Origin of the sequence: Psychrobacter sp. SZ93C1 (genome assembly GCF_015864635.1) — a bacterium.
GTDB lineage: Bacteria > Pseudomonadota > Gammaproteobacteria > Pseudomonadales > Moraxellaceae > Psychrobacter > Psychrobacter fozii.
The window spans coordinates 227,776-247,756 of sequence record NZ_JADYWY010000002.1 but is presented as its reverse complement, the minus strand read 5'-3'; the positions used below and the strand labels follow the sequence as shown (position 1 = coordinate 247,756).

The 19,981-nt window shown below is 42.3% G+C and carries 16 protein-coding genes; 5 read left to right on the top strand and 11 right to left on the bottom strand.

What is annotated here, in order from left to right; genetic code table 11:
• Nucleotides 1-61 precede the first annotated feature (61 nt).
• The 4 genes from I6E83_RS03945 to I6E83_RS03930 form a co-directional block, all read right to left on the bottom strand.
• Entirely contained in the window at nucleotides 62-1,381 is a 1,320-nt protein-coding gene (locus tag I6E83_RS03945) for a ribonuclease D (RefSeq protein ID WP_197100053.1), read from the bottom strand.
• 136 nt (nucleotides 1,382-1,517) lie between these two features.
• Complete coding sequence (gene recR / locus I6E83_RS03940; protein ID WP_110922704.1) at nucleotides 1,518-2,111, bottom strand: recombination mediator RecR; 594 nt, start codon at nucleotides 2,109-2,111, stop codon at nucleotides 1,518-1,520.
• Between the two features lie 217 nt (nucleotides 2,112-2,328).
• Nucleotides 2,329-2,658 (bottom strand): YbaB/EbfC family nucleoid-associated protein, encoded by a 330-nt coding sequence (locus I6E83_RS03935; protein ID WP_110922703.1) that lies wholly within the window; start codon nucleotides 2,656-2,658, stop codon nucleotides 2,329-2,331.
• 80 nt (nucleotides 2,659-2,738) lie between these two features.
• Entirely contained in the window at nucleotides 2,739-4,013 is a 1,275-nt protein-coding gene (locus I6E83_RS03930) for an O-succinylhomoserine sulfhydrylase (RefSeq protein ID WP_197100052.1), read from the bottom strand.
• 680 nt (nucleotides 4,014-4,693) lie between these two features.
• Here I6E83_RS03930 and I6E83_RS03925 point away from each other — a divergent pair.
• The 3 genes from I6E83_RS03925 (at nucleotide 4,694) to dusA (ending at nucleotide 8,952) form a co-directional block, all read left to right on the top strand.
• The gene (locus I6E83_RS03925) at nucleotides 4,694-6,325 is read left to right on the top strand and encodes a phospholipase D family protein (protein WP_197100051.1); all 1,632 of its coding nucleotides are present in this window, start codon (nucleotides 4,694-4,696) and stop codon (nucleotides 6,323-6,325) included.
• Nucleotides 6,326-6,575: 250 nt separating this feature from the next.
• The gene (locus tag I6E83_RS03920; RefSeq protein ID WP_197100050.1) at nucleotides 6,576-7,877 is read left to right on the top strand and encodes an MFS transporter; all 1,302 of its coding nucleotides are present in this window, start codon (nucleotides 6,576-6,578) and stop codon (nucleotides 7,875-7,877) included.
• Between the two features lie 100 nt (nucleotides 7,878-7,977).
• Nucleotides 7,978-8,952 carry a tRNA dihydrouridine(20/20a) synthase DusA gene (dusA, locus tag I6E83_RS03915; protein ID WP_197100049.1) on the top strand — a complete coding sequence of 325 codons (975 nt, stop codon included), beginning with the start codon at nucleotides 7,978-7,980 and terminating at the stop codon, nucleotides 8,950-8,952.
• A gap of 66 nt (nucleotides 8,953-9,018) precedes the next feature.
• On the opposite strand, the gene I6E83_RS03910 is transcribed toward dusA, so the two are convergent.
• The 4 genes from I6E83_RS03910 to I6E83_RS03895 form a co-directional block, all read right to left on the bottom strand.
• Complete coding sequence (locus I6E83_RS03910; protein WP_227680799.1) at nucleotides 9,019-9,819, bottom strand: CPBP family intramembrane glutamic endopeptidase; 801 nt, start codon at nucleotides 9,817-9,819, stop codon at nucleotides 9,019-9,021.
• 65 nt (nucleotides 9,820-9,884) lie between these two features.
• On the bottom strand, nucleotides 9,885-10,775 hold the full coding sequence (locus I6E83_RS03905) for an alpha/beta fold hydrolase (RefSeq protein WP_197100048.1): 891 nt from the start codon (nucleotides 10,773-10,775) through the stop codon (nucleotides 9,885-9,887).
• Nucleotides 10,776-10,929: 154 nt separating this feature from the next.
• The gene (gene sppA, locus I6E83_RS03900) at nucleotides 10,930-11,982 is read right to left on the bottom strand and encodes a signal peptide peptidase SppA (protein ID WP_110922697.1); all 1,053 of its coding nucleotides are present in this window, start codon (nucleotides 11,980-11,982) and stop codon (nucleotides 10,930-10,932) included.
• Nucleotides 11,983-12,214: 232 nt separating this feature from the next.
• On the bottom strand, nucleotides 12,215-15,229 hold the full coding sequence (locus I6E83_RS03895) for a ComEC/Rec2 family competence protein (protein ID WP_197100047.1): 3,015 nt from the start codon (nucleotides 15,227-15,229) through the stop codon (nucleotides 12,215-12,217).
• 325 nt (nucleotides 15,230-15,554) lie between these two features.
• Here I6E83_RS03895 and I6E83_RS03890 point away from each other — a divergent pair, with 325 nt between their 5' ends.
• The gene (locus tag I6E83_RS03890) at nucleotides 15,555-16,130 is read left to right on the top strand and encodes a DUF2062 domain-containing protein (RefSeq protein WP_227686660.1); all 576 of its coding nucleotides are present in this window, start codon (nucleotides 15,555-15,557) and stop codon (nucleotides 16,128-16,130) included.
• A 65-nt stretch (nucleotides 16,131-16,195) separates the two neighbouring features.
• On the opposite strand, the gene I6E83_RS03885 is transcribed toward I6E83_RS03890, so the two are convergent.
• Genes I6E83_RS03885 through I6E83_RS03875 form a run of 3 tightly spaced genes read right to left on the bottom strand, consistent with a single transcriptional unit; the run spans nucleotide 16,196 to nucleotide 18,494 of the window.
• Nucleotides 16,196-16,501, bottom strand: coding sequence for a hypothetical protein (locus I6E83_RS03885; RefSeq protein WP_197100046.1), 306 nt, complete (start codon nucleotides 16,499-16,501; stop codon nucleotides 16,196-16,198).
• 29 nt (nucleotides 16,502-16,530) lie between these two features.
• Nucleotides 16,531-17,211, bottom strand: coding sequence for a lipoprotein-releasing ABC transporter ATP-binding protein LolD (lolD, locus tag I6E83_RS03880; RefSeq protein WP_110922693.1), 681 nt, complete (start codon nucleotides 17,209-17,211; stop codon nucleotides 16,531-16,533).
• A gap of 47 nt (nucleotides 17,212-17,258) precedes the next feature.
• Entirely contained in the window at nucleotides 17,259-18,494 is a 1,236-nt protein-coding gene (locus I6E83_RS03875) for a lipoprotein-releasing ABC transporter permease subunit (RefSeq protein ID WP_110922692.1), read from the bottom strand.
• A gap of 506 nt (nucleotides 18,495-19,000) precedes the next feature.
• On the opposite strand from I6E83_RS03875, the gene I6E83_RS03870 reads away from it, so the two are divergent.
• Nucleotides 19,001-19,975 (top strand): hypothetical protein, encoded by a 975-nt coding sequence (locus I6E83_RS03870; protein WP_197100045.1) that lies wholly within the window; start codon nucleotides 19,001-19,003, stop codon nucleotides 19,973-19,975.
• Nucleotides 19,976-19,981 lie beyond the last annotated feature (6 nt).

Below are 19,981 nucleotides of genomic sequence, written 5' to 3'. Positions count from 1 at the left end.
CGTTATAAAAATTCATTTCATGGCCATTTATGCTCACAATGCGTATAGACACTATCACTTCTTAATCATGAACACCCATACCCTGTTGTAGCTCATTTTTATGCTTCTCAATCACTGGAATCAAGGTTTGTGTGACCCAATCATTACGCCAACCTTTTAGTCCTTGTGGCAACTCAGTTAACGCTTTATTAAAGGCGATAATTTCATACAACTGACCTAGCCATTTTTTACGCATCAGCACATTAGCAGGCACACCGATTTTCTGCGCTTGATCATCTATCGCTTGTTGCACCGCTTTTGACAGAACCTTATTTTTTGAGCGATACGGCGGTAGTAGACGGTCTGGATGCTCAGCAGGTGGTAGGCTTTTTGCCTCTCGAATGATTTTGAGCAGCTCTTCACCATATAGTCGCAACATACTGCGATGCATCGTTGTTTTATGCGCCAAGTCTCGCATGCTGTTCGGCTTTTCGGTAACAATCTCACGCACGGCTTGTTTTTTTATGACAAAGGTACGAGGCTGATTGGTCGAACGTGCCAGCTCTTCGCGCCACGTAGCGACGCCTTGGAGTATCGCCATTTCCTGCGAGTTATAGCGATAATCAGCCATCGTTAAATACATCGCATCGTCTTCAACATGCTGAGTCTTATATAATTCATGAGCATACAACTGACAATCTGCCCATACATAATCGTACAGACCTTGTTTTTTTAGCTCGTATTCAAGGTTTAAATACAACGCTGGTAAAAACCGCACATCATCAATCGCATATTGCTCTTGCTCATCCGATAGCGGGCGCTGTAGCCAATCTGACTGGCTTTGTTCTTTATCAATATGCATATCCAACTGATCATCAAGCGCTTGCTGATAACCCATCTGCAGTTGACCAGTTAAATAAGACAACGCAATTTGAGTATCAAATATATTGGTCAATGGCGGACAACCAGACAACAGATAAAAAATACCTAAATCTTCACCGCATGCATGCCAAATCGCTACATCCACTTCACTCAGCGCCTGCCACAGTTCAGCCAATTGCAACTGCGGCGCATCTAGCAAATAAATATGGTCACCTGTATTCAGTTGAACCAAAGCCAATCGTGGATAATACGTATCACGCTTGATAAATTCGGTATCTAATGCGACGCGGCCACAAGTAGCCAATGCATCAATGACTTGAGCCAGACCACCTTGCTCACGCACCCATGTGACAGCAGCTTCATCAGCGATGTCTAGTAACGCATCGATATCTGGTTGTGGCGGTAACACTGCTGAATCGACGTTGGTATTAAGTGATTGACGGGATACATCATCATTGGCAACACAAGCGTCGTCTTGAGTGTTTGAATGGGTAGAAGCGTTCGAAACATGGTTGGACACGGGCAGATACCTGCATAAATAAGAGAAAATAAAACGCTAAACCACGTTTTGATAAAATGAAATAATAAAACAATTATAACAGTACCATAAAATCAAATGGGCAAGACTTGACGGTGATAAAAATACTATAACAAGTCTATAAAAATGAGCGGTTTTGCATGGCTTGACCAAGCGTCATACTGTCTAAGTACTCAAGCTCACCGCCCATCGGTACGCCTTGCGCCAAGCGCGTGACTTTATTGACATGACGGCTAACTGCTTCACTGATAAAGTGTGCGGTGGTCTGTCCTTCAACAGTAGTACCAGTAGCCAGTATCAACTCTTCGACAGGCTCTTGTTTGACACGCCAGACCAACTGATCAATATTTAAATCATCAGCACTGATGCCGTCGATAGGTGATAAGTGCCCGCCTAAGACAAAATAACGTCCACGATAACCTGCTGTCTGCTCTATCGCCATCACATCTGCAGCCGTTTCGACCACACATAACAATCCATCATCACGTCTAGGATCTTGACACAACGGACAGATAGCCTCATCGCTGAAGCTATGACAACGCTGGCATTCAACAATATCACGCATCGCATCATCTAACGCTTGGGCGAGCGCCATGCCTTGTGGGCGTTTTTTGGTGAGCAGATGTAACGCCATACGTTGGGCACTTTTTTGCCCGACACCTGGCAAAATACGTAGCTGTTTGACCAGCTGATCAAATTTAGCTGTCAGCAAAATACTTCCTTTATCTATAAACCGTAGCTATAAAAATGGGGTCGTATCGTGTCGATAACAACCCCATTTGCTAGACATTATAGTCAGCTGACATATCGCCAATTAACCATAAAACAAGCCGCCTATCCATACCAAAAATTAAAAATAACTTGGAAGACTAGTACCATTCTAGTAGGCTCAATAAGTCTAACAAGTTAGATTATCTCTGGAATAGATATTAGAACATGCCTTGCATACCTGGTGGCAGACCCATACCTGATGTTGCGCCAGCCATAGTTTCTTCATACAAGTCATCTGCTTGACGAACGGCATCATTGATAGCAGCAGCAATTAAGTCTTCGATCATGTCTGGCTCGTCTTCGAGCAAGCTTGGGTCGATGGTTAAACGCTTAACGACATGGCGACCAGTCATGGTTACTTTTACTAGACCACTGCCCGCTTCTGCATGCACTTCTTTGTTGGCAAGATCTTTCTTAGCGTTTTCAACGTTTGCTTCGACTTTCTTTTGCATCGTTTGTGCTTGTTGCATCAATGCTTGAATATTCATAGTTGCCTCTTTTGTTTTTTAATAATAAATGATTGATATTTGACTAATATAAAGTGCTAATAGCGATTATACCGTTATCTTTACAAACTGTCTAAACCACGCGCCAAATCTTTGATGATATCTTCTACGTCTTCTAAACCTACAGACAGACGAATAAGACCATCTTTGACGCCTGCTTCTGCACGAGCCTCAGCAGTCAGACGGAAATGTGTGGTAGTCGCCGGATGGGTAATGGTTGTTTTAGCATCGCCCAAGTTATTGGTGATAGACACCATTTGCGTTGAATCAATCACATGCCAAGCGGCAGCTTTCGAGTCAAGGCCAGCAGATGGTTTTACCTCAAAACCCATGATAGCACCATAGCCACCTTTCATATGATGTTGACGCGTAGCAAGCTCATGAGCAGGATGATCGCTCAACCCTGAGAAATGCACGGTACTGACATTAGGATGGTTGACTAAGAAATCCGCTACTTGATTGGCATTTTGACAATGTGCTTGCATACGCAATTTAAGTGTTTCTAGACCTTTAGTAAATACCCAAGCGTTAAATGGGCTCATGCTAATACCACCTGAGCGTACCACGGTAAATGCTTCTTGCATCAGCTTGTCGCTACCGACCAGCGCGCCACCGAGTACTCGACCTTGACCATCCAAATATTTAGTTGCAGAGTGAATCACCACGTCAGCACCCAAATCTAACGGGCGCTGTAATGCTGGCGTGGCAAAGCAGTTATCAACCACTAATAAAATATCATTGGCTTTACATAATTGGCTGAGATAACCAAGATCGCAAATCTGTGCCAACGGATTGCTTGGGCTTTCGCAATAAATAACCTTAGTATTTGGCTGAACGGCATTCGCCCATGCTTCATTGTCGAAGCAATCAACATAGCTGACTTCAACACCAAACTTGGCCATATAGTTATTGAATAGACCAATAGAGGAACCGAATAATTGATTGGCCGCCAGTAGGTGATCGCCTGCTTTCAAATAGGCCAAGCACATGGTCAAAATCGCACCCATACCTGAAGCAGTCGCAACGGCACGCTCACCATTTTCGAGGGCGGCTAGACGACGCTCAAAGGTACGTACGCTTGGGTTGGTATGACGTGAGTAAACATTGCCTGTTTTAGTACCATCAAAATGCGCGGCGGCATCAGCAGCAGACGTGTAAACATAAGAGCTAGTAGTAAAAATAGGCTCTGAATGTTCACCTTCGTCCGTACGATGTTGCCCTGCCCGTACCGCAATGGTCTGCATGCCATAATCCAGCCCTAAATCTAAGGCATCGTTGCGCCAGTTTGGATCTAACTTGTTTACATTGCTTTCATCATTGGTTTGCGACTGGCTCATAAATCTTCCGTTACTTTGATAGTTATAGACTTGATAGTTATAAATTTGACTGTAATAAAAGTGACTGCTTATTTTTTAATTATTGACCTAAGGCGTGCCTTCAATTCACTCGATAGTCATCTCAATGGGCTAAAAATGGCTAAATCTTGCCAAACATAGTCAAACATAGTCAAACATAGTCAAACATAGTCAAACATAGTCAAACATAGTCAAACATAGTCAAACAGCCGGTTAATATCCCGATATCATCTGCGCTATTTTTCTTGTTTGACGGCAATTTATCTCATTTTTATCACCATTTTTGAAATAAAGACACGCCCTAATACACCAGCGTTATCATATCATGCCAACTTATTCCAAACAGCTGGTTTCAGATGATTATCAAATGTTATTTTTGAATACCAATATACCTCTATATCAAGATAGGTTTGAAGATTAATAAGGATTAAAGAGTAGTTAAACAACCAATAAACAAGCCACTAAATCTAACAAAAATAACGTATTTATAATAGGCATAGATGCCGACAGCTGATAAGCTTAGCGGCGATCTAAGTTCCACCTTGGGCAGTTTTATTACTTGTCCCATAATTGGCACTATTTTCTGTCAGCAAACACAGGGATATCATGCTTACTTTTAACGGAATTTTTATTATATTAAGGCTTACTAAGGTAACTCATTTATGTCGATGTTCAGTATAGATCCAAGTAATCTATCGTTGAGTCTAACGCTTGGACTTACCTTAGGACTTGTTGGGTGCCAAAGCTTACCGAAGCAACCACATCTGCCTGAAAGCCAAGCGCTATCAGCACGGGTCGATGCTCTATATCAACCTAAAAGCAGCCAAGACAATGAAACATCTATAACCAGCAACATCGATCTAGTGGCAGCCGTTAGTGAGCAAAATGATATTCATCCAGAATTGTCAGGCTACCACCCTATCGTGACTGGTGCCAATGCATTTGCCTCTCGCAGTATATTAACGGATATGGCCACACGCAACATCGATGCACAGTATTATATTTGGCACAATGATCAAGCAGGCCAATTACTGTTAAGAGATTTATGGAAAGCAGCTGAGCGTGGCGTGCTTGTGCGTTTATTATTAGATGACTTTAATAATAACGCGACATTCGATCAGCACTTACTGCGTTTTGCCAGCCACCCTAATATTGCGGTACGTATCATCAACCCCCTTATGCATCGTAAATTTCAAACATTGAATTACGTCACGGGCTTGCCACGTATCAACCGCCGTATGCATAACAAGAGCATGACTTTTGATAAGCAGATTACTATTATTGGTGGGCGTAATATTGGTGATGAATACCTAAGTAATGATAAAAACAGCCAATTTGCAGATTTAGATGTTTTACTAATTGGTAGAGTAGTCGCAGACATTGATAACAGCTTTACCAGTTATTGGTCATCGCCACTATCATTTGATATCGAAACTCTAGTCACCGCTGATGATAGCGCACCGTCTGATTTTTTATCAGCGTTAGACAAACTTGGTCTAGATGACAAAAAATCAGAGAGCGATTTAACGATTTATAAAACAGCAATCGAAGACTCAACGATAGACAGTGATTTGATCAATAAGCGTGTGCCGTTTCGTTGGACAGACATGCAGTTTTTGAGTGATGATGTTGGTAAATTGACAAAAGCAGTCCCTGCTGACACCAATTTGGTGCATCAACTACGGACATTATTAGGTACACCAACCAAGCAGCTAACGATTATCTCCTCTTATTTTGTGCCTACTAAAGACGGTGTCAATACACTAGTAAAACTGTCAGAAGCTGGTGTTGATATCAAAATTTTAACCAATTCGTTTGATGCAACCGACGTAACAGCTGTGCATTCCGGCTATAGCCAATGGCGTCCTAGCCTGCTCCGTGCCGGTGTCAAAATCTATGAGCTAAAATCGACTGCCTCTGAAGAGCAACGTGAAAATAAGCTGTGGAAAGCTCGCAGTCAGTCTTCAACCAGCCTACATGCAAAGACTTTTGCGGTTGATGACCACCAAGTATTCATTGGCTCATATAATGTTGACCCTCGATCTGCCAATATCAATACCGAAATGGGTGTGATTATTAATGATGATGAGCTAGCGAGACAGTTACATGGCGCACTTGGCGACGATTTATTAAGCAAAGCTTATGAAGTAAAGTTATTAGACAATGGTAACCTGCAGTGGCAAACCATAGAAAATGGTAAAAAAGTGGTTTACGATTCAGAGCCGCGTGTCGATGTCAGTGACCATGTTTGGCTGACTATCATGTCATGGTTACCTATTGACTGGCTATTGTAACGCTCATACTTGATAATCCTCGAAATGACTATTTAGAAGTAAATTAAAATGACTGAGTGATTAATTTTCACTTACTCTCAGAACCCTTGTAACTTAGACATCTGTTTCATCATATTCATATATTAGCTCCCAAACCTTTATTTTTTCGACAAATCACTATCTATTTATACTGATTTGTCGTTTTTTATTATGGCCGGTTATCTAGATAATAACCGGCTTAACGAATGCCTTTATATATGCGTGATCTATTATGCCTTCCCGTTCCCAATATGCACTGATGTCTTCTAGAGACAGAAATACAGTAATGTTTATCTGCTTTAGTAGTGCAGTGGCATTTTTTGATTTTTTGATTTATTTATATATCTCAGATATTGTGGCGGCCGCTTTTTTCCCTGCTAACATCGATCCGACTATTACAAAGATACAAGGGCTTGGACTGTTTACGATTGGCTATTTCGCACGCCCAATTGGTGGCATTGTTTTTGGTCGTTATGGTGATATAAAAGGTCGAAAACCCATACTATTAATCAGTATATTAGTCACTGCGCTCAGCCTATTGGCAATGGCGAGCTTACCTACTTATGCACAATGGGGATTGATTGCACCCATCTTATTTATCACTCTACGATTTATACAAGGTATGGCATTTGGTATTTATGTACCACTCGCTTGGATTTTTGTAGCAGAGCATGTGCCGCGGCTGTATTCATCCGTCGTCTGTAGTTATGTCAGTGCCAGTTTCTATGTAGGGGTATTATTCTCTAATGCCTTTTTTCTTTGGCTGACCAGTGCCATGACGACGGCGCAATTGGCTGATTACGGTTGGCGTTTACCATTTTTCATCGCGGCTGCCTTGAGCCTTATGCCATTATTGGCATGGCGATGGATTGATGAGTCGCCGTTTTTCCTTGAAATGAAAAACTCGCAACCAAACGACTATGTTGCCAAACCATTCCGCCTACTCTTCAAGCACTGCAAACATTCACTATTTATCGGTATGATTCTCACGCTTATTGTTTCTAGCGTAACGACTGTGGTCGTACTCTTATTGCCTGATTTGATTGAGATGCACTTTACGTTAGATAGCGACCTGTTCGGATTTTCACACAGTCTAGGTATTATATTCATGATTCTTGGCTGTATTTTTTATGGAATAATCTCTAACCATCAAAATTTTGGTAAAATTTTGACCATTGGTTCTATTCTATTAATCGTCCAGATGCTGGCATTCTTTTATCATCTACAGGCGAGCGGTGACTACATACTCATTATGTATGCGCTGTTAGGATTTTGTGCTGGCATCATTGGTATGATACCTGCCATTATCTTGCAGTTATTTCCAACCAATGTCAGACTCACAGGAATGGCTTTTTGTTATAATATAGCCTACGGCATTGTCGGGGTGTTAGTGCCTTTCGGGCTTGGCTATGCCACTCTTTATGTGGCTTTCTCACCAGCACTCTACATTGCGTTCATCGGTTTTATTGGAATAATAATGGGCATTTACTTCTATAATTTGCCCGAAGCCAAAAAAATCGACCAGATTATCTAGATCGGGATATTCATTAAAATATTTATACCATTATTTGGTATAAATATTTTTGTACTAAACCCCACACCCTCAAAGATTAGAATATTAAGGCTTAACAATCATGGTTGATATGACCAATAAAAGACTCTCTGTCGCACCAATGATCGACTGGACAACCACAGATTATCGGTACTTTGCACGGCTCTTTAATCCGCACGTGTATTTATATACAGAGATGATCAGTACGGGTGCCCTAATACATGGCAATCGCGCACGCCATCTACGCTTTGATACGCAAGAGCATCCGTTAGTGTTGCAGCTGGGTGGCGCAGACAACAGCGAGATGACTCAATGCGCTGAATTTGCACAGCAGCATGGCTATGATGAAGTCAATATCAACGTTGGTTGCCCATCAGATCGCGTACAGCATAATAAGATAGGTGCTTGCCTAATGGCAGAGCCTCACACGGTTGCAGACTTGGTCAAACATATGCAAGCAGCAGTCGATATTCCGGTGACGGTTAAGCACCGCATCGGTATTGACGACTTTGACAGTTATGAGTTTATGGTAGATTTTGTGCAGGCGGTCGCCGAGGCTGGCTGTACGCGATTTATCGTTCATGCACGTACTGCGTGGCTACAAGGGCTTAGTCCTAAGCAGAATCGCGAGATACCACCACTCCGCTATGAAGATGTGTATCGCCTCAAACAAGACTTCCCGGCGCTCGATATTGAGATTAATGGTGGGATTGACACCATCGCTGATATTGAAACGCATTTGCAGCATATCGATGGGGTCATGATTGGACGAGCGTTTTATCACAACCCTTACTTATTGGCAGAAGCCAATAGCTTATGGAGCGACGAGCCAGCACCTAAACGCTCAGAAATTCTATCGCAGCTTTATCCCTATCTCGAAGTGCAACTCGCCAAAGGCGAGCCTCTACCTACGATGACACGTCATTATCTAGGGTTATTTCAAGGACTTATGGGTGCACGTAAATGGCGTCAGGCATTGAGTGGCAAGCCTCAGCTAACGATTGATGATATCAAACGCGCGGCAGATGAAGTCTTCTTATTGAATCCTGATATGTAGTCGCTTTTATCATCATAAGAACGACAATAAAAACATATTCAAACGTTAGGAACCATAACTGTTTATTTAAGCTGCTTGCGCCATATATTGCCACATCGCCGCACCGTTATTAGCGATGTGCAATAGTATTGGCAACAACAACGACCCTGATTTGACACGTGCATAGCAAAATACCAATGCCAATACAACAATGGTGCTGATTTCATAAATACCATACTGCACATGGATTACTGCAAATATCAAACTGGTCACAATACTGGCAACGATTGCGCCTCGATACTTTGTTGGATAAGAGGAATAAGAGGAATCAGCGAACTGTTCTGCGATAGCCGTCCACAATATACCGCGAAAGACCAGCTCTTCATATAGTGGTGCAACGATGACCATCGCAAAGACCAGTAGCCATACCGAACTGACAGATTGGTATAGCGGATCTACAAATACCAGTGGTGTCTCATCGAGAAAGTACGTCAGCGCCTGACTGGCAATCATAAATATCAATAGCAGCCCAGCCATTTTCAACCCTGCCGCAGGTGAAAATGACTTTAGCGCCAGATACTGACGCACACTGCCTCCCCTCAAACGAATGACAGAGACAGTAATCGCTGTTATTAACACACAACCTATAATGATAGAAAGACTTACAACCGTGCCATCATTACCGCCAAATAAGAATATATCACCTACTGTTGCATTTTGAGTAGCAGGTAACACTAACTTGCCAGCGACATATATCCCTAATAACTGACTGACAAAAAACACCATTGCCATGCCTACCGTCAGTAGGAATGCACCCAAGTGTGAAAACAATGGCACATGGTTCAGCGATGCAGCTTGCTTGTGTGAGTCAGTAGCATTTTTTAGCATAAAGTCGTTACTCAAAAGTCTGTTTTCAGCTTATGTCTGTAAAAATAATCAACAATAATTGACGACTATTTTAACAGTTGCTGCTCAATCAATGACAATACTTGTAGCGATACAGAGTCAGGATGTTCAAGCGGGAACATATGACCACCTGCATGAGTTGTATAAGGTACCCCTAACCGTGCCTGCACTTGCTGAGGGAAGTGACGTTTTAAGAATATGCTATCTTCACCAATAATCAAAGTTACGGGCACCTTAGGACCACGATTTGGTGCCAACCAATACCAAGATGGATTGGTACGGAATACGGCAACTTCGCTCGATTTAGGAATGGCCAAAGTTACTTTACCGTCAGCACGCTGGTGTAGGCCGTGGTCGATATAGCCTTGAAAACTGCGCTCATCAAAATTCTTAAAAAACCCCTTATGGCGCATCTGTTCATAAGCATCCGCTCGACTATCCCATACATCACGGCGGTGCTTAGATATTCCAGCGGGTGATAACTTATCCATCAAACGGTTCTTCATCAACGGCAATCGATCCGCTGTCTTTGCCAAATGCCATAATAGGCTGACCTTGCCATAAATCCAAGGCGGATCCATGAGAACCGCTTGCGCAAAATACTTGGGTTCGCGATACAATGCTTGTATTGTACACATTGCACCAAGTGAGTGACCGACTGCCACTACTTGTTTGACGCCATGTTTCTCACAAGCACTTTTCACACTATTAATAATTTGGTTTGTGAGGCTGCGCCAATGATCGTCTACGGGATAACCTGGAGTATCACCTAGCATCGCAATATATTCAATCGTAAAAAACGCTGCTAAGTTCTCAAAAAATGGCTGATAAACAGCACTTGGCATTCCATTGGCATGCGCAAAATGAATAACAGGTTTGTTTGTTATTTTAGAGATAGGTAAAGTGGCAAAGGTCTGAAAATTGCGTTCATCAGTCATAACAGGCTCTCATCGAATCATTATGGATAGCTTACATGTCATTTATCATGATCAAATCTGACATACCTGACATATCTGACATATAAGTAAGGCTGAGCATAATCATATACTCAGCCTTATTAATCATACACAGTAAATCTAAAATACAAAATGCTTAACGCATTTCCACATTGCCATCTTCTTTTGTTAGAACATCAAGATTGACACTAGAACCAATGCCTGCACCTAACTTAATAGCAAAACGATCCATAAATGACTCAAAAGGATCTGTTGGGCTGTAGTTAATCGCCGTATCAAGATCTAACTCTTTTTCTAAGCTCGCGATGCTACCTTTCTTGTCTGCTAGACCAAGTTCGATAGACTGCTCACCTGTCCAAAATAGCCCTGAGAACAACTTGTTCTGTTCAGGATTTTTTAGACGATCGCCGCGGCCTTCTTTCACTGCATCGATGAAATGCTTGTGCGTATTTGCTAATACTTTTTCGACATGACCTTCTTCATAGTCAGTCAATGGACGCGATAAGCTTAAGATATCTTTGTATTCACCAGCGGTCAAAGTACGATCTTTTACGCCGACTTTATCCATCAAGCCTTCGATATTATAGCTCGACATAATCACGCCGATAGAGCCAACCAAACTTGATGGATTGACATAAATCTCGTCTGCTGCAGAAGCGATATAATAAGCACCAGAAGCACCAATATCACCAATTACTGCGTAAAGTTTCTTGTCTGGATACTCTTGACGCAACTCCATCATAGTCTGCCAAATTTCATCAGACTGTACAGGTGAGCCACCAGGTGAGTTGATATCTAGCACAACAGCTTTTGAATTACTGTTTTCAAAGGCACGGGTCAGGGCTTCGTTGACATCATAAGCATTGGCCACATCGCCGCTACTGATGACACCTTGTAGCTCAACCACGGCCAAATGTGGCTCACTGTTGTCGACTGCGTCCATGCCCGTTGAGGCACTGCTGCAACCACGGCCAAGGGTCAAAAATATCAATAAGATATAACCAAAGGTCAATAATTTAAAAAAGATACTCCAGCGACGAGCACGGCGCTGTTCAACCACACTAGCCAGCAATGTGTTTTCCAGCAGTCGCCACTCTTGTCCAGTCGGTTGGCTTGATTGCTGCATGGGTGCTGGCTGATTAGCCGAAGTGTCAGGACGTTTGTTAGGGTCTGGTGGCCAGTTGGGCATATAACTTCCTAAGTCAGAAACAATCTAAAACGATAAAAGAGATGATATAGAATATAAATGTAGTAAGAAGCTAGTTCTTACTCTCGACGCATTTGTAATGCAAGCGTCATTTATATTAATAGGTTGGTAAGTATGGTCGCATTTCCATTATGGTTCAATAGTATAACTGTGAAATATCACCATATTGTAACGCTAAGAGTATGAGCAATTTTTTGAGAGGTATTATTATAATTTAGTATGAGAACTCGGTCTGGGAATTAGCATCTATAGATAGTGCCACCTCCAGCGCTTTATCATCATAAGTCATGATGTCATTGATACTTTGAAGGCCTAGTACATTGGCAGTTATATGCGATGTACTGTGTCCCAGCCATGTAATGTCAGATGGCATTGTTCTTGGATTAATAGGTGTTTGACCAGTGGCTGCTTGATCAGATAGTGGCTCCGTTGAACACAGCAACTCCCACATCTGCCAAATACGCTGATGAGTATCAGCATTTAAAACAAGACGTGATGTAGTCTCTGCTAGGCTAGGCGTCAAAGATGAAAGGTTCGATGGCAGTGTTTGTACAGCTGCAGGTAATGACCTAAGTGGATCAGCGGCATTATATTTTAGTACTTGTATCGGTAAATCAGTGTCTATAGCCAAAGTACAGTCCCAAACGCTGTCATCATCTATTGTGCGCCAACCTGTCAATGCTTGTATGGACAAGTCGCCATTCGGTAGCTGCCATGTTTTACCCTGCTCGCAACCTTGCACGCTAATATCTGACTTACTCTTAGATTGACTGGCGACCTTATATGAGCGCTGAAGTGCAGTCCAACGATTAAAACGCCCTGCTTGCCAGTACTGATTGATGGGTAAATGCTGATTTAACTGGGCAACCGTCAGTGGCAATAGCTCAGAACCTATAGTATTAATATCAGCACGCTTATCATCAGTCGTCAGCGTATCCGTTAATCCAACGCTACCACTCTGTACGGTAATACCCTCTAGCTTACCAATCGACAAACTGCCCAATTGCTGCTCCAACATCGTCGAGAGCTTCTCTACCGTCAAATTGCTTGGCATCGTTCGTGTGGCTTTCGGTCTATGATCAGCTAAAAACAGCCAACTGACACTCTCATTACTGGTACGTTCATGGTTGATAATAGGATACTGCAATAAAGCGGCGCTTATATATTGATCGCCCGTTGGTAGTATATATAACGTTGGCGTCATCGTTAGTGACTGCTGATTGGCATAGACCGTCATCATGAGCATGGTCAATGGCGGCAATACTAACCAACGACTGACAAACCCTCGTGGTAACAGCCAAGGCAATATGCTCAACAATACCATTAATAAAATCGCTATATTCACTGGTGTGTAGAGCCATGCTTCTGACAATGAGGGTAATGACGTCAGCCATATCATTAGCTCATGCAAGCTCGCAACAATGGCACTGACGAGTGCCCAAATCCTATCAGCGATAGTAGGTGACAACAGATAAAAGAGCCCTGCCAGCAGATTGAGCGGTACAATCACCCAACCAAATAAGCCGATAGCAAATAGATTGATAAAAAGCCCCCATAGTGAGGCCTTGCCGAACAACAGTAACGTAATAGGTAGTAAAGTGATAAATAACCAAAACTGTAGTTTGAATATGCGTCTAGCTATTATCCAGATACATTTGGCCAACCTATTTATGGCGTTGGATTTATAGGCACCAGCTTGATGACTAAATACAGATATTTGCCTGTATTTATAGGACGTGTCTTCGTATTTGAGTAATAGTGCCACTGCAATAAAGGACAGCCAATACCCTGCTTGCCATAGTACATAAGGGTCAAGCCATGCCATCAATACTGCCAGTGCAAATAACACACGCATGGTACTGATAGGCAATAAGGTCAAACGAACCAAACCTATTGCCATTAGCATCCACGCAGTACGGGCAGCAGGTACATCAAATCCTGTGAATAATGCATAGACAAAAGCCGCACCAGCCATCACCCACCAACGCACTTGCCAACGTGGTATATAGCGATAAACAACTGGCCAGAATCGATCAAAGATTAGAACTGCACCACCCGCCAGCACAATCGCTAAAAACAATACATGCGTCCCTGATATTGCCAGTAAATGCGAGATACCTGCCAGCTGATACAAATCTTTAGTATCGCGATTGATTAGACTGCGGTCACCTGTCAATAAACTGAGCGTGACAGCTTTTGCTTGCTGCTCTGCTGTGGTTTTATCACTCCAATTGGTATAAAAATGCTGTCGCAATTGCCAACGCCCTTGATCAATACGAGTACGCAAACGCTGAAAATAGCTATCGGAAGTAGGTGCTATGTTTGATGCATCACCATCACTATCGCCATCAGTAACGGGCAATGTACTAGCCGCCAATATATTTGCGACACCATCAATATGACGACCTCGCAACCAACGATAGCTATCAAAACCAGACGGATTGTTTAGCGCTTGTTCAGAGGTAGCCAGTGGCGCAAGCGTCAAACTCATAAACAGCTGATTACCTGGCTGCAAATGATTTAATTTTGCAAACTGATGATTATCTGGAGACGTTGTAGATAGGGATTTTTTTGGATAGGCATTGAGTAATACACGGTACTCTATATCCTCACTGCCATTGCCATTGCTATCTAAACTGTTATTTGAATGGTTATCATGCGACGTATCATTATTTGAAGTATTTTCACTTAGGCTATTTTTTCTGTCACCTAAAAAATCAATTGTGACACTATCTAAACCTTGCGATGTTAACTCTGATATCAGCGGTGATATATGACTAATAACCGCCACTTGTCGATAGCCACTCTCTGTATTTGCATCATAAACGCTATCACTTATCCCTTCAATGGTCACCAACGCTTGCACACGCATACTATCAGTGACAGCTGTCATTTCTGCTTGTTGGTGGCTGAGTAAAGCTTGCATCGCGCTACCCATAACCAATCCAATCGCCAATATAGCGGCTACCAAATGATTAGCAATACGAAATAATAGTTTAGGATAATGTGGAGAATAACTAGAAGATTTTTGCGAGGAACGGCTGATATTGACGGAAAGTATATTGAATTGAACAAGGACAATCAAAACGATGGCAAGCGCCATTAGTGATAAAGGTACGATAGAGACATTAGCAATATCCGTTAATAACGGACTCATTGGCATATTATCTGAAACTGCCAACACGCCCATCATAGCGCTAATAATCAAGCTACAGATTAACCAATACACCAGCACTCCTTGCTTGATGATATAAATATTATGATATGGCTAAATATAGTCATTGGTTACAATGGGCAGCAACCTACCATCATAAACAACCTGCCACCACAGAGAAGTATCGGCATAAAATTGAGCCCAAACGAGCGGTAGCTATTACCTCATACAATGGCATTTATATTTATATTACCCTATACTGCTCATACATAGTACGATAACGATACTCTGACATTATCATACTATATAATCTCACCCGTATTTTTTATTAATAATATTACCTTATAACAGTCCATCAAAATAATTGATCGGGCTGTAGTTAACGATTAAAGGCAATCTTGTGCCCCAAAAACGTCTAAAAAGCCTGCTTCCTACACCAGAGAAAATTCTAGAAAGTCGCACCTTAAAACTGTTTGCACCGCATTTAGCTGATCCACGATTATGGCACTTTAATCGTCACAGCCTAAATAAAGCGGTCTACATTGGTGTGCTTAGCGCATTTTTTCCATTGCCGGGACAGATGCTGATAGCGTTGGTTGGTTCATTAATCTTCCGTGCCAATGTTCCGATGGCGCTCGGTTTGACTTGGATTACCAATCCGCTTACTAGCTTGCCTATTTTTTATGCCGGTTATTACATCGGCGCCAAAATTATCGACGCACCAGTGCTCAGTCTTCGACTTATTGGACGAATGATCGCTGATTTTAGTTTGTGGGTGTTGTCAGATGGCGCCAATCCATTTATTACCTATCGCGGCACTGTATCGATTGCGGCATTTTGTATTGGACTCACTATCTTAGCAGTGTTGACTAGTATTATTTGTGGGTTGGCATTCAAAGCTATTTGGCGCTATAAAACGGTTGTCAGCTGGCAAAACCGTCAGGATATACCTTCTGACAAACCGCCTGAATCCTAAACTAGGCTAGATGCCATTAGATTATGGATTACTAACAGCATCAGCCTTAAACTAGATTGCCTACACTACACGTCTTTGCTATTTTCTATGGCTTCCGTAATATTATTGGTGAGATTGCTATCCATCACAAAAACCTCAATTACCTCTTCACCTTTAAATAGCGTATAGCGTTTTCCTGTTGCACTATCCTGGGCTTTTAGATCGTAATCAACACCAGCCAAAGTAATAGCATCAAAAACAGGTGTCAGCAGATCTATCTGTGCCTGTTTATCAATCGTATCGAACAATGCCGGATCCATATAAGAATGTAGCGGCGCATTGCCTTCTTCGGCACTGCCAAAAGCTTCGATTGGATCTTCATTTTCATTCATTATGTTTGTCCTTGTCAGACATAAGGGGCTTAATACTGTTCCCAATGACCATTGCGCAATAGTAGCTGACGATCTGCCAATGCGGCCAAATTGCGATCATGCGTCACCATCAATAGCGCTGTTTGCATCGTGTTTTGTAATTCTGTCAACAGGCCAAAAACGCTTTGGGCATTATCATAATCCAAGTTACCGGTTGGCTCATCTGCCAAGATAAGTGATGGCTTGGTCACAAGTGCACGGGCAATCGCTACACGCTGACGCTCACCGCCTGATAACTCGCCTGGTCTATGCATCAAACGATGCTCAAGACCGACACTTTCTAAAATATCAATCGCTTGTTGGCGTGCTTCAGTCGTCGATACTTTTGGTCGCATCAGTAATGGCATAGCGACGTTTTCGATAGCCGTAAACTCAGCCAACAGATGATGAAACTGATAAATAAATCCCAAATGCTTATTACGCATCGCACCACGTTCGGTTTCATTCATACTATTTAATAATTGACCATGTAGCCACACTTCACCAGTGGTAGGTGTATCAAGACCGCCTAGCAAATGTAGCAAGGTGCTCTTACCTGAGCCACTGGTACCAACGATAGCAATACGTTCGCCAGCCTTAACCGTCAAATCCAAGCCAGTCAATACTTGCGTACTAACTGCCCCTTCATCATATATCTTGTTGATGTTTTTCGCCTCTAAAATGGCAGACATGGTATTTCCTTTATTCTATTTATATAGTTGATGCTTTATAAAATCATTTACTCATAACGCAATGTTTGTGCTGGCTGAATTTTAGCCGCGCGACGTGCTGGATAAATCGTTGCCAAAAAGCTCAATACAAACGACGCACCAGTAATCAACACCACATCTAGCAAACGCAACTCTGATGGCAAATAGTTCACAAAATACGCATCAAATAGGTTCAGGTTAAAGACTTGATTGATGAAACCCAAAATATCGCTGACTGTGAGGGCAAATATCACACCCAATATCGTGCCAGCAACAGTACCGATGACACCAATGACTACGCCTTGAACCATAAACACTTGGGTAATCAAACGAGGTGATGCACCAAAGGTTTTTAAGATTGCAATGTCCGCTTTCTTATCCGTGACAAGCATGACGAGACTAGAAACGATATTAAAGGCTGCCACTAATATAATCAAAAAGAGCAGTAAGCCTACCATTGCTTTTTCCATCTGAATGGCACCAAACAGATTGCCATGAGTCTGTGTCCAATTATTCGGATACAATCTATCAGGGGCAATCGCAGCTGCCTTTTCTGAGGCAATTGGTGCAGTAAAGATATCATTAAGCTTCATACGCACACCCTGCGCACCCTCTGGCAAACGTAACAGTTTTGCAGCATCACCCATAGGGATAAAGGCCATCAGACTATCAACTTCTGGACTGATGGTGAAGATACCTGTCAAAGTAAAGCGCTTAAATCGCGGTATGACACCGGCTGCTGACGGTGATGCCTCTGGCAGAACTAACGTGACTTTATCACCGAGTTGCAATCCTAGTGATTGCACCATCTCTTCACCCAGCACAATACTGAAATCACCGTTTTGCAGGGTATCAATACTACCCTCAACCATATGTTCATTGATGATAGAGACCTTTTTCTCATACTCAGGTTCAATACCTGTGACCATAATCCCTGCAACCTGACCATTTGAGGTCAACATCCCTTGCAGTTGGATAAATGGTGCTACCGCTGCCACTTCTGGGTCTTCTTTGATCTTGTCTGCCAATTGTTCCCAGTCACTGATAATCTCAGATGAGACGACCGTTGCTTGCGGGACCATACCCAGAATACGGGTTTTTAGCTCCCGATCAAAACCATTCATGACCGACAACACCGTGATTAATACGGCAACCCCAAGAGTCAAACCAATCATCGAGATCAGCGATATAAAGGAGATAAAACCATTACTACGCTCTGCTCGGGTATATCGTAAGCCGATAAATAACGCTAAAGGACGAAACATATTCAAACTCTTTATCTTATCTACGTGCGACTTTATATATAGTCGGTTCAATATAATTTGGATACAAGGAAAGCAAGTGCAAGTACTACAAGTAGTAAACTAAGCGAGACTGACACCATATCCAATTTATAGAGGGTTGGCTATATGCTATAAAACGAGCACACAAACTGGGTTTCAGACGGGCTTAAGACAGCCGTCAAAAGGGAGCTAGTTTGACACAAATCGGCTGATATGTGCCAATCATTAGCAAAAACTGAGTATGTTTTTTGCTAAAAAATAGGGTTTTGTTACTATTTTTTATGTGGGACTTGCTATTACTTGCGTCAATACCTATATATTGTATGCTAAGGACAATTGTCATTACCCATTCATTGTAGTTTGTTGACCTTTTGCTGATGATAACGTTGCTAGCCATCATAAACCCATATTTAGCATAGTAGGTTATGATAAACAGCAATCGCAGCTTTAGCGACAAACTTCACGCTGACTTAATTTTGAGTACTCTCATGACCATTAATTACCAATATAAAAACATCCAGTCTCCTACTAAGGTAACCTTAACTGACGAGCAATCTGCAGGTCACGCTGATCATTGGCGAATTTTGACTGACGATATGAGCCATGATGTACCAGAGTGGCTACAGAAAATGATCGAACAAGCAGCGATGCCTAAAGGTCTTAATAGCAATGTCAGCTCGCAAGACAGCTGCCTATTACTATCTGAAAATCAGCCTTGTCACATTAATCAAGTACTGGCGATGAAAAATGGTAAGCCTGAGTGCTTTATCAATGCCTATCCTTGTGTCGATAGCCCATATGGTTTGAATTGTAAAATTGAGCGTATCATCGCTAATGACAAATCACATGATGCCGTACTACGCTTACATACGGCTGATGGCAGTATTATTTATGCTTTTGATCAGCTTTATACCACCAATCGTCATCTATATCAGCGAGATACGTCGTACTTCGTAAACCTTAGCGCTTGGGCGCACGAGATCAAACACAGCGAACAAAACGAAGTGATTATGGTCGAAGATCAAGAGTCGATTCGCTATCATCGTGCCTTTAACGACATTGTTGCCGCCAATGATGGAAAGATACCAGACGATTTGCAAGATCAAATCAAAGAATGGAAACCTGAGACCAAAGAGCAAATGGCGCCTGTCGAAATCAACTTAGGTCATATGTGTGCGTATTTGTTTGGTGATACACTCGGACAAGAAGATGAAGCATGGTGTCAAGGTCAAGTGCTTGGCAAACAAGAGACTGTCTTCAATGGCAAATCTATTATTTTGTTTGATGTCGTCATACTACGTGAACAAGATGCAGATCCATTTGTGATACGTGTTGGCGCGCTCAATACTGCAGAGACCGCCATCATTAAAGTACATGATTATATACAAGCCAACGTTTGGCTACAGGCGGCTATTTATAAGCAAAACCAAAAAAGCGCAACGCAACAATCAAAAGCCAGTTAATCAAAC

Coding starts and splice junctions, on each gene's coding strand:
- I6E83_RS03910 (WP_227680799.1), bottom strand. CDS start 9,819: ATGCTAAAAAATGCTACTGACTCACACAAGCAAGCTGCATCGCTGAAC.
- dusA (WP_197100049.1), top strand. CDS start 7,978: ATGGTTGATATGACCAATAAAAGACTCTCTGTCGCACCAATGATCGAC.
- sppA (WP_110922697.1), bottom strand. CDS start 11,982: ATGCCCAACTGGCCACCAGACCCTAACAAACGTCCTGACACTTCGGCT.
- I6E83_RS03920 (WP_197100050.1), top strand. CDS start 6,576: ATGCCTTCCCGTTCCCAATATGCACTGATGTCTTCTAGAGACAGAAAT.
- lolD (WP_110922693.1), bottom strand. CDS start 17,211: ATGTCTGCCATTTTAGAGGCGAAAAACATCAACAAGATATATGATGAA.
- I6E83_RS03930 (WP_197100052.1), bottom strand. CDS start 4,013: ATGAGCCAGTCGCAAACCAATGATGAAAGCAATGTAAACAAGTTAGAT.
- I6E83_RS03885 (WP_197100046.1), bottom strand. CDS start 16,501: ATGAATGAAAATGAAGATCCAATCGAAGCTTTTGGCAGTGCCGAAGAA.
- I6E83_RS03870 (WP_197100045.1), top strand. CDS start 19,001: ATGACCATTAATTACCAATATAAAAACATCCAGTCTCCTACTAAGGTA.
- I6E83_RS03905 (WP_197100048.1), bottom strand. CDS start 10,775: ATGACTGATGAACGCAATTTTCAGACCTTTGCCACTTTACCTATCTCT.
- I6E83_RS03875 (WP_110922692.1), bottom strand. CDS start 18,494: ATGTTTCGTCCTTTAGCGTTATTTATCGGCTTACGATATACCCGAGCA.
- I6E83_RS03925 (WP_197100051.1), top strand. CDS start 4,694: ATGTCGATGTTCAGTATAGATCCAAGTAATCTATCGTTGAGTCTAACG.
- I6E83_RS03935 (WP_110922703.1), bottom strand. CDS start 2,658: ATGAATATTCAAGCATTGATGCAACAAGCACAAACGATGCAAAAGAAA.